Here is a 14104-nt window from a genome sequence, read left to right on the forward strand (position 1 = left end):
CTTTCTTTTAGATGGAAGTCAAGCTACCGTCTGTCAGGAGGTATTTTCGATCACAAAGGCTTGCAAGTGCTGCATTGTGAGTCACGACGATGAGGGACTTTTTAAAATCCCGAGTCGAGGTGATCAGGAGCTCATGAATGAGCTTTGAATTCCCTTCGTCGAGGTTTCCAGATGGCTCATCGGCTAAGATCAGATCGGGATTATTGCAAAAGGCGCGGGCAATGGCGACACGTTGCTTTTCTCCTCCGGAAAGGTGCTTAGCAATCTGGTGCTTGTGTGAAGTCAAGCCGACTCGCTCAAGCAGTGCTTCTGCGTGTGTGAACGCGTCACTGCCACGTCCGATAGGCTTTCGCCCCACTTTGGCTGGCATGAGGACATTTTCCAGAACTGGATACTCTTCAAGAAGGTTAAAATTTTGAAAGACAAATCCAATGTGCTGATTGCGCATTGCTGAGCGATCTCCCACAAGAGCGTTGCTTCCTAAAATTTCTAAAGAGCCACTTGTAGGCTCTTCAAGGGTTCCTAAAATGTGGAGTAATGTGCTTTTCCCCACCCCAGAAGGGCCCATGATGGCAACGCTTTCTCCTTCGTTGACTGAAAGAGTGATCTCCCGCAAGATCTCGACTTTTTTCGGTTCTTTGTAGGATTTTGAGAGTTTGTTTGCCTTTAAGATCATTCGGACCTCAAAATTTTCGATGGGTGGACTTTACTTGCCTTCAAGGCAGGAACAAGTCCTGCTAAGAGAGAGATAATCGGTGTTGCAATAAGGATAAACATGAGGGCCCGCTCACTGAGCTCGCTGGGGAGTGATTTTCCATAAAAGACAGCATTGAACGCTTCGTGTCCTTGCAAGAAGCTGAGGAAGTGGACGACGGCATCGATGTTGTGGATTGTTAGAAGGGCCGCAGTTGTTCCAATGAGGGTACTGAAACAACCCATGATCCCACCACAAAGGGTGAAGATCCAGGCGATACTTTTCTTTGAGGCGCCCATGGCGCTTAATATCGCAATTTCTTTTTTCTTGTCATTCACGAGAATGACGAGAAGTGAAATGATGTTGCTACAAGCGACGATGAGAACGATGATTCCAATGAGAGTGAAGAGGTACTTATCGCTTTGGAATTGCATGAGAAGATCTTTGGCAAAGTCGTAGTCGTAGTAGGGAGTGATTTTCCAATAGGGGAGAATTCCCGCGCGATTGAAAGCATCTGTCAGTTCTTTTTGCACCTCGGCTGTTTTGCTCAAATCTGAAAACCAAACTTGGATGCCATTCATCATGTTTTGATCAAACGAATAGGTTTGAGAAGAGGTATTGATCGTGTGGACGACGTCAGGCTCTGTTAGAATCATCCGCGCGCCAATTGCCATGACTCCAGGATCGTAGAACCCTGCGATGAAAACCGGGAGACGTTGCTCTTGAATAGCGCTTGCTGTTGCAGCATTATAGGAAAAGTAACCGGTGTCCCCAATCTTTACCCCATTGGCTTGAAAGTTTTTTGGGAGGAGAACGGCGGCGGCTCCCTGTCCTTTTTGAGGAAGAACAGCAAGTCCTCCGACCTGATAGGTCCATGGTGGAGGGTGGTTTGGGGGTGTATCAAATGACGTTTTTGCTATGGCCTCTTCAATTTCGAGACTTTCCCATGGAATGGTTCCTGCAACTGTTTGCCCTTGTAAAGTGAACCGGACGTCGAGTTTGAGGTCTTGCAATGTTTTGACTTGGGACAAGATATAAGGGGCTAGCTTCGCTTCCATTGAGAGGGCTTCTTCGAGGAAAAGGGGGATGGCAAAGCTGAGTTCAATTTTTCCTTCAGATGAGGCGAAGATGAGTTTGTCGTTTTGCCTTTTTACAGTTCCCTTCTCAAAATAGGGGCTTTTTTTTCTCTCTTGATCGCTAAAGACGAGATAAGAAATGCGTCCCTGCTTTTTATATGCGATCACATCAAAAGATTGATTTTCTGGAAGGATGGGCCCGAGGTAGGATGCCTTTTGTCCCAAGCTTCTCATCCGTTTGATGGTGATGTTTTCTAAGAGAGATGCAAGGTTTGTGCGCAGATCAGCACCTGATCCTTTGCCCACACGGTCTGGTTGGTCTGCTGTAGGAGTATCTGGTGAGAGCTCAGCTAAGTAGAAAAGATGGTTGAGGTCTTCAATCCTTGGAGGATCGATTAAACTATGAAGATGGGGACTTTTATCCGAAAAAGAATTGATGTAAGAAGCTTGTGTCAAATAGCTCTGGGTAGTGTTTTCTTGAGGGGCGAAAGAAGGTCCTTGTGCACGCAGCATACGGAGCTTCAAAAGAGCGCCACTAACTTCATAATCTTGAGCGATGAGAGGGATGTTTTGTCCTTCAATTGAACTAAAGGCCAGTTTCACAAAGTCCATTGTTGTCCCGTCGGCATTCACTTCACGGTCTGGCCAGTAAGAGGGAAGGGCGAGGTCTTCTTCAGGGTTGTATGGATCAGTCAACGTGGCAGCCGCCTTTTCTCCAATACTTTTGTAGGTAAACTCAGATTCTCCACTGATGCTGTCAACTTGATAGTAGTACGATTGGTAATAAGCATCTGTTGGAGTGATTTGAATGGGAGCATTGAACGAGGTGAGTTTCTTGAGCCAGTTTTTTTCAATGCCATCCGTCACAGAAAGAAAAACAAGGATAAGCCAAACTACAAGAGAAATGACTCCTACTGACATGAGGGAAATGAGCGACAGTGAAAGCTGCTTCTTTTTGGGGACGAGATATTTCTTAGCGATTGAAAATTCAAAGAGCATGCATCAGACTTCCTTAAGAAGCGCTTACTTTGCTTCTTTAAAAGTCACGTGTTTGCGTAATTTTTTGTCGTATTTCTTAAGTTCAATACGGTCTGGTGTGTTGCGTTTGTTTTTGAAAGTCCAGTAAACTTCAGAGCTTTCGGTACTTTTTAAACGAATTTTTTCGCGTGCGCCTTTCTTAGCCATTGTCAGTTCCTTGATTTTTTCGGCAATTCTAACATAGGGCAGATTTAAAATCTATTTTGGGAAATACTTTTATGTCCAGGGGACTGGCAAGCGCACCGCTTTGGTAGAGGTGATAAGCCAATCCAGCGATCATGGCGGCATTATCGAGCGAGAGATCTCGGGGGGGCCAAAAGAGGGGAATCTCTAGATTTTTTTCCTGAAATAAGTTTTTGAGAGCTCGACTATTTGTGACTCCGCCTCCTAGATAAATGGCTTGGCAAGGAAAGGTTTGAGCAGCTTTCAAACTTTTTTCTACGATGTCCCCTAAAGCAGTTTGTTGAAATGAGGCGGCAATGTGCTTTTTTTCTTCATCTGAGATGGTATCAGGGGAAGAGCGCTGCCCATTTTTTCCTTTGATCGTATAGAGGACATTTGTTTTGAGGCCGCTAAATGAAAAGTCGAGTGGACGTCCCTTGACAACTCCTCCTTTAAACGAATAGAGGCTAGGATCTCCTGCTTCGGCAAGCTTTTCAATATGGGGGCCACCAGGATAGGGAAGACCTAAGAGAGTGGCAACTTTATCGAAGGCTTCACCGACGGCGTCATCCACTGTTGTCCCAAGCACGGTGTAACTTCCTACGGAGGAGATTTTTGCTAAAAAAGTGTGGCCGCCTGAAACTACGACTCCAAGTGCAGGAAAGAGCATCTTTGCCTCTTCACCCATCATTGCAGCATAGAGATGTGCATCGACATGGTTAACCCCAATCAAAGGAAGGTCCCAGCTATAAGCCAATGTCTGAGCTGCTGTCGTTCCCATCAGAAGTGATCCCATCAGGCCTGGGCCATTTGCCACTGAGATGGCATCGACGGGGCCAGCCTCTTCTATCGCCTTTTCAACAAGAGGGAGGATACGGTCGATATGTTGTCTAGAGGCCATTTCGGGAAAAACACCTCCATACCGCTCATGGACCTCTGCTTGAGAAGCGATCAGGTGAAATAAAATACGTTTTCCCTCTTCGACAACAGCGACCGCTGTTTCATCGCATGAGGTTTCGATTCCAAGAATTTTCATAACCTCAAAGTATACCATTTAGGGAACTTTTTGACATCTTCTGACGATTAGGCTAATACTCCATAACAAAAAATTCTATCGCTACTTTAACTATCTTTTCAGTCCCTTTTCCCCTCTTAAATCCCCCCTGGTCTCATGGACAATGTGGTCGATTTTGGAAGAGAAAAATTCGGCGAAAATCTGGATCAAAGTAGTTATGGAATTTTTTGGTATGGAGCACTAGTACTTAGTTAACAAAAGTTTCTATCACTAGTTTTTTTTACCCTGGTCTTGAATTGCAGAGACAAATGAGCAAGAAAATCCTTTGTTTATTTCAACTAACCCATTTTTATCTTTTTTAATCACATATAGCCTGCCTCCTTGAAATTTATTAGAATAAGAGCATGTGCGAGTTTTGATTGGGACGATTAGAATTCCTCCTGCATTCAATTGGTTGACTAAGGGTAGAGGAATTTCTTCATACATAAATCCAACACAAATAATATCATAGGGAGCAGCGTCCTGATAACCATTGATTCCATCACGAGCCAAAAATGTGATTCTATCATTGACTTTCGTGGGAAGGTGTTTAAGGCATGTGTCTTTTGACTTGCTGACGAGGTCATCGTAATAGTCGATTCCGATCACCTTCGCATGAGGAGTAAGATCGGCTAATAGGGCTGTCAAATGTCCCGATCCACTTCCGAGGTCAAGAATTGAAGTGGCTTGAGGTAATTGGTCTTTCAATAACTCTAAATAGAAGATATGCATATGGGGAGATGAAATAACCATATGACAACCGATGTCAATAGCGGTGTCATCATAAGGGTTTTGAGGGCAAAACCATTGTCGGTCTATTGATCGATAGGCTTGCTCTATTGTTGGAGTTTTTAAAATGCCAAACTCTTTTAAACATGAAGTAAGACTATTTAGTGATGTGTGGGTTTGATGTTTAAATGATTTTATGAATTGTATGGGAACTGTAATGATAGGCCATTTTTCAAGGGGAATAGAGGTGTCAATGACTCGCACTTCAAATGATTCATCATTCATCCTAATGATTTCGGCATTTGTGTATTTTCCCTTGTAGGGGGCCAGACACCAACCTTCTAATCTGTATTTTTGCTGGAGAAAAAGACGGGTTTCGATTTCGTCTTGCGTTTCTGGATAAACGCATCTTAGGAAAGAAAAAGTTGCAACTAGCAAAAAAAATCGAAAAATTCTCATGATAGCTTTCAAATTTTTTCAAGCAATGATACAACATTTTTTTTAAATGTCAACTTGACTTTTATTTAGCTGAAAGGTAAACTATTTCTCTCATTATTATTTTTTGCACATAATTGGAGGGAAAAATTATGGCATCAATTTCATCTATATATAGGTTCTCTTCTGGATCTATATCAACTAATATGGACTCACGTACAATTGAATACCCATCTGGGAAAGTAGAACTAGCTGGTGATCCTGAGCTTTGGGAGCAGCATCTTCGCTATGTGGTGATTGACCGCTTTATGCCAAAGCTTTCTGACTTAGGAGAGACGCGTATGGGTCTTCTGTATTCGAATTCTGGGTTGACACTTAGTAATGATACAAAACATGATTGTACCATTTGCTTTAAAACCGTTGAAAAAGCAGATCGTCTTTTTGTCACAATGATCACTCCCAATAAGTTATCTTATTTCTGCTTGGAATACCATGAAAAGGGTGAAAACAGCGCTGTCGTTATACGTGAAGTACACCAAACGAGCAGTCGAAACTATGAAATCATGGAGCCAACAACTCAATTGAAAAAGGATTTTTCAAAACTTTTACCTTTTGAGGAGCTTTTAAAAAAACGACAAGACGATTTTAGTGACCAACATGTTAATCTTAATTTTCGCGTTCATCCGGAAGTCATTCAATTTACAAACCAGACTGAAATTTCCCATATAGAAGAAATACGAGACTTTTTTAAAGGAACGGTTTTAGAAGAATCTTTCTCTCAGCTTGATCTTGAAAGGCAAGTCAGATTCGAAACTCAATTTATGATGATTCCTACAGAGGTTCGAGAGTCTGCAAAAGAACTTTTGACTGTGCTCAATCAATTTCCACAATTGAAAGACGGCATTGCAAAAGCTTTTGAGAATTATTTAAGCTCTTGGAAATCTGTCTATGAATTTTCACATTTTATTGATTGGAAGGTGGTAGATTATAGCCAAGATACATTGGGAGTACAGATGTTTCGTAACAAATCTGTCATGCAGGTTTTAACGAAATTTATAACAGCTAACAAGAAAGCTGACGAAGGAAAAGCAGAAGAAGAGCTATGTCAAAAAAAGGCTGAAGATAAAAAGTTGTTAGTTACATATAGGCAAGCTCATGGTCTTTTTTACTACACAGACACCTTATAACAAGGGGTAAGAAGTCCCCTTTTTCTACTTTTGCTTTTTGTGGAGGTCGCCGCAAGCATCGGTATCGAGAATCCATAGCGCTTTATTGGTGGGAGTTCCAATGAGGGAAACGGGAAATGGGGGATTATGGTCTTCAAGAAATACTTTGTGGACCATGTCTCTTTTATTTTTCCCTAAAACGTAGATCACGATGTTTTTTGCTTTATTGATGAGAGGGTAGGTCATGGTCATGCGCCAGGTCTCTTTTTGAGGGATATGGTTGGCGACAATCCACCTGTTTTTTTCTTCAAGGGCTTTTGTGCCGGGGAAGAGAGAGGCGGTATGGCCATCTTCGCCCATGCCAAGCATGATGAGATCAAAAGGGCGTGATCCCAACACTTGTTTAATTTTCATTTCGTAATTAAGGGCGTTTTCTTCAATGCTATCTTCTGCTTTCATTCGAAAAAAATGGTCGTTTGGAATGGGTAGATTTTTGAAGCCTGCATCAATTGCCATGCGAAAGTTGCTATCAGGATCGGTTGGGGCTACGCTTCTTTCATCACTCCAAAAAATGTAAGCTTTGGACCAGTCGATGGCAGAAGAGTAAGGAGCTTGGGATAGGGCTTGAAAGATAGCCTTAGGTGTGGACCCTCCAGAGAGAGCAACGGCAAAGTGGCCATGCATTTTAAGAGCTTCTTTGGCGCAGTTGATAAAGTGTTCAATACTAAAGTTGAGAGTTTCTTTATTGTTACCAGGATGGGCAATGTCCCGCCTATCATCCCACGAAAAGAAATGCATTTTGCTCATTCGCAAAGACTCTCAATTTTGATTTCTGAAAGCAGTTTGATCATATTGGTGTAGTGTTGACTGGTTCCTTTGTGGCAAATTTCGCGCACGAGCGATTGACCAGACACGTCGCGATCAAAGACAAAGTGGGTGGGGAGAGAGCAAAGATCGGGACTTGATTTTTCGATGAGCACATGCGTGGGACACTGAGGGTTTCGTCTCAAGCTGTATTGAATTTCATGGTCTGTTTGAATTTCAACTGATAGGATTCTCCCAGGGGAGAATTCATGCATTTTTGACGGATGGAGAAAGACCAGCACAGGAAGATGCTCTGTTTCGTAAATAAAGGTTAAGAGCTCTTTTTCTTTTGCGATATTTGACAGCTTCCATCCGAGCTGTGCAGCAAACCAGGCCTGCAAGTAGATCGCTTGAACATTCGTATGGCAGAGGGCAACCGATTCGAGGGAATTAAAGTGAATGTGAATGTCTGTTGCATGTTTGAAGTGATTTAGTTCTTCTTGTGATTTGAAAATGTTGGCAAAGAGTTGGCGCCATCCTTCTGTTCGGGCCCAGTTGAGGTCGGCAATATCGGCTGTTGTTCGATCGTGATGGGTGAGGACCGCTTTTGCAAATGCTGGTAGATTGGTTGCCGATTCAGAATCAAAAATGATCCGGCTAGCAAACTGTTCTAGTTGGGTGGCGATCGGATTTTCTTGCGTGGGATCATCTGCATAAACGAGGTAGACCGGGAGGTCGGGGAGGATGTGGGGGAGAACCACAAAGGGAACGCGAGGATGATCTTTGCTGCAGACGTCAATTTCAATCATGTCACAGGCAATTTCATTTTCTCCTTCATCAGCTGTGAGAACAGAAACAGCTGTTTTTAAGTCTTGACTTGAGCAGGTGTTGTCGTAGGTGATAAAAATAATGCGAGAAGGAAACTTTTCAATCACATTTTGAGCAACTTTATTGAGATACTCAACGCGCTGACATTTTTTTGAATAAATGATGAGATTGAACAGACAGGCGCGCATTTTATTGGTGCCCTGATAGGACTCCCAAATGCGATCCAGTTCTGATTCGATCTGAGTGGGGTGGATTGTTTCAACCATAATCGTCAGTTATACCATCAATAAGAAATTAAATCAGCCGCCATTTACGCCCATCTCTTGCAATCATCTCTTCAGCTGACTGGGGTCCCCAGCTTCCACAAGGATAGTTAGGGAAATCTTTAGGCTTGGTATTGGCCCAGTGTTCGAGGATGGGTGTAAAAAATTTCCATGAATGAAACACTTCATCTTGGCGCGCAAAGAGGGTGCTATCCCCTGCAATACAGTCACAGATGAGTCGCTCATAAGCATCAGGTGGGGTGAGACCAAAAAAGGCCCCATAGCGAAAGTCCATTTTAACAGGTTGGATCGGACTACTTGGTCCGGGGACTTTACAATTAATTTTTAACGCAATCCCTTCGTTGGGCTGAATCCGAATGGCTAAAACATTCGATTCGTGCTGCTCCCCATTTTCTTTAAACAGGATCCCTGGAGGTGTTTTGAAGGTGATGGCGATTTCAGTGGCCCGTTTGGGGAGCCGTTTTGCTCCGCGTAAATAGAAGGGGACTCCATCCCAGCGCCAGTTATCAATATAGAGTTTGACAGCGGCATAGGTTTCGACATTTGAGTCTTTGGCCACGTTATCCTCTTCACGGTAACCTTTGGCTTCTTCTCCACCGACATAACCTTTGGCATATTGCCCACGAATCGCAAACTTGTCAAAATCTTCTCCTTTATAGGGGCGGACCGCCTCGAGGACTTTCACTTTCTCGTCATGGACAGCACCTGCCGATAAGTTGACAGGAGGTTCCATGGCGATGAGTGAGAGAAGCTGCATCATGTGATTTTGCATGATGTCGCGCAAGAGTCCTTGTTCTTCGTAGAAATTGCCCCGTGTTCCGATGCCGATGTCTTCTGCAACGGTAAACTGGACGTGATCGATGTAGCGGTGGTTCCATAGATTTTCGAAAATCGAGTTGGCAAAACGGAAAACGAGGAGGTTTTGAACGGTTTCTTTTCCGAGGTAGTGATCTATCCGGTAAAGTTGAGGTTCAGAGAGGTGCTTTGTGAGATCTTTTTGCAAAGCAAGTGCTGAATTGTAATCATGACCAAAGGGTTTTTCAATGATGACGCGAGACCATTTACCACTTGGATCTTCATGATCATAAAGAAGTTTATGCTGCTTGAGCTTTTCAATAATCTTTGTGAAATAGCTCGGCTGCGTTGAGAGGTAGTAGATCCTGTTTCCTTTTGTCCCAAATTGGGCGTCGAGTTCATTGAGATATTTTGCAAAACGGTCATACCCTTCATCTTCGTCAAAGCCTGATTGATGGTAGAAGATTTGGTTTTGAAAATTACTCCAAATGTTTTCATCAATTGGTTTGACGCGTGAGTGGGTGTTCACCCCTTTTTTCATTTCTTCGCGGAACTCTTCATGGGTTTTTTCTCTTCTTGCAAAACCGCAACAGACGAAATTTGTGGGGAGCTGTCCTTCACGTTTAAGATTGTAAATCGCTGGCATCAACTTCTTCGCTGTGAGATCCCCAGTTGCGCCAAAGATGACGAGAATACAAGGATCAAGTGTGCGAGAAGTTTGACCCGGCTCTTCAAATGGATGAGAAGATGCGTTCATGTAAGTAGGTCCTTTTTCCCCTAAACCTATGCGAAATGATTTTTTGGATCAAGAAAGAATGGTAAGTGCAATCAGCTTTGCTTCTTCTGAAGTAAATGAACGGGTATGGTGATCGAGCTCCCGATCTGATCCTTCGAGGTGAATCACTTTTCCGCACTTCACGTGGTGGCAAAAGGCTGCTTTTTCGTAAGGAATGGTTTTATCGTGTTTGGATACAACGACAACTTTTTGACCTGTAAGACTTTCCCATGCCGTTTTTGCTGAAAGATTGAGCCCCAGTTTATCGACTAAGCTAGCAGCTAGTTCTCCTAAAGCAGACTCTTTTAAAAACGCTTTTGTAAAAGTTGCAACTTCGCCTAGAGATCGGTCATTGACTGCCGACATCTTGATGTCGGGAAATTGCTTTTGGATGATGCCTGCGCCTTGTATGGCATGCAAGCCTCCCAAAGAATGGGTGTAAAGAAGGATCGTATCTAAATGATAGCCCAAGTCTTCCATTAAATAATGATAAGCACTGACAGTGTCGAGATAAAGCTTATTAAGGTCAAACGTTCCCTCGCTTTGCCCAATTCCGCGACTATTAAAAACGAAAATAGAATGATCAGGGAAATAGGTTGTAAAAAAGGCGTAAAAACGGGAGATCACACTTTCGTCTTCTCCAATTTTTTCGTAAAAAGAGCCAATGCCTGGAACAAATAAGATCACCTTTTCTTTTCCAGCGTTGAGCAGCATACCATCCAGAAGAACTTTATCCGGGGTGGTAAATTGTAGGTGGTGGTGCTGGGCATATGCGAGCAGCTTTGACCGGAGGCCATCAAGCTCCTGTTGGACCTTGCTGCTCCGTTTCTGAGAAAGCTTGGAGATGCCTTGATTCCTCAGGGCATCGACATTTTCAAACAGCCCGGCGTTCCAAAGCTGTGAAAAGATTTTTTGAAGCAAAGTTACTAGAGGATTAACCTTTTGTATTTCTTGCATTTAAACCTTAATCTATTGTTTTTAGAAGGATATTATATCACAAAAAAAGCAAATATACAATCGATTAAAAATTTTATATCCAAACAACTGCTATTTAATGTGAGTGACGAAACATCTGATTGACGCATGCAAGGGCGCCGTCTTGGATTGCTGGGTCAATTGTGATGATTTGTTCCTTGGTGGGAGCTTCTAACGCTTGCAAAATTTGACTGAGGCTATTTGACTTCATGTATTTGCACATCATGCATGTTCCGACGAGACGAAGCTCGGGATGCTCTACTTGTAAGCGCGAAGTGATGCCACATTCCGTCAGAATGAGGAAAGGGTGATTTTCATCTTTGTGAGACTTGACGTAGTTTAAGATTTGGCTTGTTGAGCCTGTTACATCAGATGCGTTGATCACTTCTTGGGTACACTCGGGATGGGCAAGGACCTCTAGGTCAGGGTACTTTTGTTTGAGAAAATGAATCTCGTCACAGGAAAACTCTTCGTGCACATAACAGGTTCCATCAGAGACGAGGAGTTCTTTATCGATGTTATTTTCACGCATGTAATTCAAAATGTTTTCTCCCATCAGTTTGTCTGGCAGGAAAAAGACCTTTTTTGTCGGAAGGTTTTTAATGACCGTGTAGACATTAGAAGAGGTGACGCAAACATCGCAAGCAGCTTTGACAGCAGCTGTTGTATTGATGTAGCAGACAAAGGTGTGATCGGGATGTCTTAAGCGCAAGGCAAGGACTTGATCGGCTGTAATGCTGTCGGCTAATGAGCATCCTCCGTTCGGATTGGGGTCGATCACTGTCTTTTGTGGATTGAGGATTTTAGCGGTTTCAGCCATGAAACGCACCGCAGGAAAAACAATGATTTCTGCATCTGTTATTTTCGCTTTTTGGGCCAGTCCATAGGAATCGCCTACATGATCGGCGACACCGTAGATGATATCAGGATGGACATACGAATGGGCGAGGATCAGCGCATTTTTTTCAGCTTTTAGTTTATTGATTTTTTCGATGAGTGGTTCGAGCCTTTCGCATCGCTCTTTTGTGTAGTTACAGAGGGGGTTATCGACTTGGATGTTTTTCAGTTTTTCATAAAGGGTAGTCATGTACCTATCTCTTCATTAAGGGATTGTTTGATTTCTTAAATTTTTGAGCGGATATTAAGCAGCTAGGTAACAAGGGCTTAAGGGAACTGTTTAAGAGGTGCCAAAAAGATTGAGTTAAAACGATTGATTGAGTAAGAGATAGGTTCATAGTGAATCCATGTAGCTTTGTAAGATGAGTGTGGCACTTAGAGTGTCTACATGTTGACTTCTTTTTTTCCGCTTCACATCTCCTTCGATCATCAATCGCTCGACTTGTTTCGAAGTGAGCCGTTCATCCCATAAGATGATGGGGGTGGAGATTTTTGTTTCTAAATCTTCTTTAAGCTTGCGTACGAGAAGAGAGATTTCACTTTCTTCATTTGAGAGGTGAAGGGGGAGTCCGATCACGATTGTTTCAATGTCATGAGACGCAATTTCTTTGAGAAGAAGATCGAGAGTTTCTTGTGCATTTTTTCCAGCTTGGAGGGTTTTAAGGGGTGAAGCAATGATTTTCATAGGGTCGGAAAGAGCTAGCCCAATCCGTTTCATTCCATAGTCGATGCTGAGAATTCTACCCACCTTTTTTCTCCTTTAGCATGGCTTGGACAAAGGCAACAAAGAGGGGGTGTGGGGCAGTGAGTTTTGACTTGAACTCAGGGTGGAATTGAACACCTACCATCCAAGGGTGATTAGCCATTTCGACGATTTCACAAAGATCTTCTTTTGAGTAGGTGCCAGTGATAAGTAACCCATTTTCTTCACATCGCTTTTTGTAGGTGTTGTTAAACTCATACCGGTGACGGTGACGTTCTGAGATTTTTGTTTCTCCATAGGCAGCATGGGCTTTTGAAGAAGATTTCAGATGGCAAGGATATGCACCCAGTCGCATGGTGCCGCCGAGATTTTTAATTTGCTCTTGCTCGGTCAGGAGCGAAATGATAGGGTTGGGCGTGTCCGGATCCATTTCGGTAGAATTGGCTTTGTTGAGTTTTAAAACGTTTCGAGCAAACTCGACAACCATCACTTGCATGCCGAGGCAAATCCCGAAGTAGGGAATCTTTTTTTCCCGACAGAGTTTTGCTATGGCTATTTTTCCTTCCCAGCCTCTTTCACCAAATCCCCCAGGAACGAGATAGCCATCGCAGCCATCAAGTGAGAGGTTTTTTTCAAGTTGGCCAGATTCGATCCCATGAATGTCGACTTTTGTTTCACAAACAGCTCCTGCATGGTAAAGGGCTTCGCAAACGGATTTGTAGGCATCTTGGTGGGTGATATATTTGCCCACAAGACCTAACTTGAGAGTTTGTTTGGGATGTTTGATTTTTTCGACGAGCTTTTTCCAGTCTGTAAGATTCCCTTTTTTACACGAAAGATTGAGGAGGGAGCAGAGAAGTTTATCGAGGTTTTGATCGGTTAAGTGCAAGGGAAGTTCATAGATGGTTTCTTTGAGGTCGATCAGTTCTAAAACGCACTCTTTAGGGACGCTACAAAAAAGGGAAATTTTTTCACGAACTGCGAGACCTAAGGGGCTTTCAGAGCGGCACAAAATCAAATCGGGAAAAATCCCAATAGAGCGGAGGGCTTGCACAGAGTGTTGAGTGGGCTTGGTTTTCACTTCACCTGCTGCTTTGAGGTAGGGAACATACGAGAGATGGATGTTAATACAGTCTTTTGGGTGCTCTAGGCGAAATTGACGAATTGCTTCCATGAACGGTTGAGATTCGATGTCACCGACCGTTCCTCCAATTTCTACTAAGACGACGTCAATTCCTTTTTCCTGCTCAGAACCAGCAACAATTGCGGCTTTGATTTCATCTGTAACATGAGGAATGACTTGAACTGTGTTGCCAAGATAATCGCCACGCCGCTCGCGCGAGATAATCGTATCGTAGATTTTTCCCGATGTCGTGTTAGATACTTTAGATAGAGGTGAGCTCGTAAAGCGATAGTAGTGTCCTAAATCGAGATCTGTTTCTGCTCCATCGTCTGTGACGTAAACTTCTCCATGCTGAAAGGGATTCATGGTTCCGGGATCAACATTGAGATAGGGATCAAACTTGAGCATTGCAACTTTCATCCCTTGATTTTCAAGTAGCATTCCAATCGAAGCTGACAAGAGACCTTTTCCTAATGAAGAGACAACTCCTCCAGTAATAAAGATAAATTTCTTTGCCATTTGCATCCTTTTCGATTATTAGGTTGATCATAGAGGATATCAAGGGT

13 protein-coding genes are annotated in these 14104 nt (G+C 43.2%); 1 reads left to right on the forward strand and 12 read right to left on the reverse strand.

Features of this window, described 5'->3' with window-relative positions:
* Positions 1–7 precede the first annotated feature (7 nt).
* The 5 genes from SNE_RS05105 to SNE_RS05125 all read right to left on the reverse strand — a co-directional run bounded on the left by SNE_RS05105 (position 8) and on the right by SNE_RS05125 (position 5212).
* Positions 8–676 carry an ABC transporter ATP-binding protein gene (locus tag SNE_RS05105; RefSeq protein ID WP_013943289.1) on the reverse strand — a complete coding sequence of 223 codons (669 nt, stop codon included), beginning with the start codon at positions 674–676 and terminating at the stop codon, positions 8–10.
* Positions 673–2769, reverse strand: coding sequence for an ABC transporter permease (locus SNE_RS05110; protein ID WP_013943290.1), 2097 nt, complete (start codon positions 2767–2769; stop codon positions 673–675). The genes SNE_RS05105 and SNE_RS05110 overlap by 4 nt, the downstream gene beginning before the upstream one ends.
* 24 nt (positions 2770–2793) lie before the next feature.
* Complete coding sequence (gene rpmG / locus SNE_RS05115) at positions 2794–2955, reverse strand: 50S ribosomal protein L33 (RefSeq protein ID WP_013943291.1); 162 nt, start codon at positions 2953–2955, stop codon at positions 2794–2796.
* 28 nt (positions 2956–2983) lie between these two features.
* Complete coding sequence (tsaD, locus tag SNE_RS05120) at positions 2984–4006, reverse strand: tRNA (adenosine(37)-N6)-threonylcarbamoyltransferase complex transferase subunit TsaD (protein WP_013943292.1); 1023 nt, start codon at positions 4004–4006, stop codon at positions 2984–2986.
* 249 nt (positions 4007–4255) lie between these two features.
* Entirely contained in the window at positions 4256–5212 is a 957-nt protein-coding gene (locus tag SNE_RS05125; protein WP_013943293.1) for a methyltransferase domain-containing protein, read from the reverse strand.
* 182 nt (positions 5213–5394) lie between these two features.
* On the opposite strand from SNE_RS05125, the gene SNE_RS05130 reads away from it, so the two are divergent.
* A complete protein-coding gene (locus tag SNE_RS05130) occupies positions 5395–6375 on the forward strand; it encodes a hypothetical protein (protein WP_013943294.1) in 981 nt (326 codons plus the stop codon).
* Between the two features lie 24 nt (positions 6376–6399).
* Here the strand turns inward: SNE_RS05130 and pgl are convergent, their stop codons facing one another.
* From pgl to SNE_RS05165, 7 genes are all read right to left on the reverse strand, one after another.
* Positions 6400–7161 (reverse strand): 6-phosphogluconolactonase, encoded by a 762-nt coding sequence (pgl, locus tag SNE_RS05135; RefSeq protein WP_013943295.1) that lies wholly within the window; start codon positions 7159–7161, stop codon positions 6400–6402.
* Complete coding sequence (locus SNE_RS05140; protein ID WP_013943296.1) at positions 7158–8252, reverse strand: glucose-6-phosphate dehydrogenase assembly protein OpcA; 1095 nt, start codon at positions 8250–8252, stop codon at positions 7158–7160. The genes pgl and SNE_RS05140 overlap by 4 nt, the downstream gene beginning before the upstream one ends.
* 28 nt (positions 8253–8280) lie before the next feature.
* A complete protein-coding gene (gene zwf, locus SNE_RS05145; protein WP_013943297.1) occupies positions 8281–9822 on the reverse strand; it encodes a glucose-6-phosphate dehydrogenase in 1542 nt (513 codons plus the stop codon).
* A gap of 48 nt (positions 9823–9870) precedes the next feature.
* Positions 9871–10797, reverse strand: a complete 927-nt coding sequence (locus tag SNE_RS05150; protein ID WP_013943298.1) for an alpha/beta hydrolase family protein — start codon at positions 10795–10797, stop codon at positions 9871–9873.
* 94 nt (positions 10798–10891) lie between these two features.
* Positions 10892–11902, reverse strand: a complete 1011-nt coding sequence (gene nadA / locus SNE_RS05155) for a quinolinate synthase NadA (protein ID WP_013943299.1) — start codon at positions 11900–11902, stop codon at positions 10892–10894.
* A 144-nt stretch (positions 11903–12046) separates the two neighbouring features.
* Positions 12047–12460 carry a Holliday junction resolvase RuvX gene (gene ruvX / locus SNE_RS05160; protein WP_013943300.1) on the reverse strand — a complete coding sequence of 138 codons (414 nt, stop codon included), beginning with the start codon at positions 12458–12460 and terminating at the stop codon, positions 12047–12049.
* Entirely contained in the window at positions 12453–14057 is a 1605-nt protein-coding gene (locus SNE_RS05165; protein ID WP_041418806.1) for a CTP synthase, read from the reverse strand. The genes ruvX and SNE_RS05165 overlap by 8 nt, the downstream gene beginning before the upstream one ends.
* Positions 14058–14104 lie beyond the last annotated feature (47 nt).

Source organism: Simkania negevensis Z (genome assembly GCF_000237205.1).
GTDB lineage: Bacteria > Chlamydiota > Chlamydiia > Chlamydiales > Simkaniaceae > Simkania > Simkania negevensis.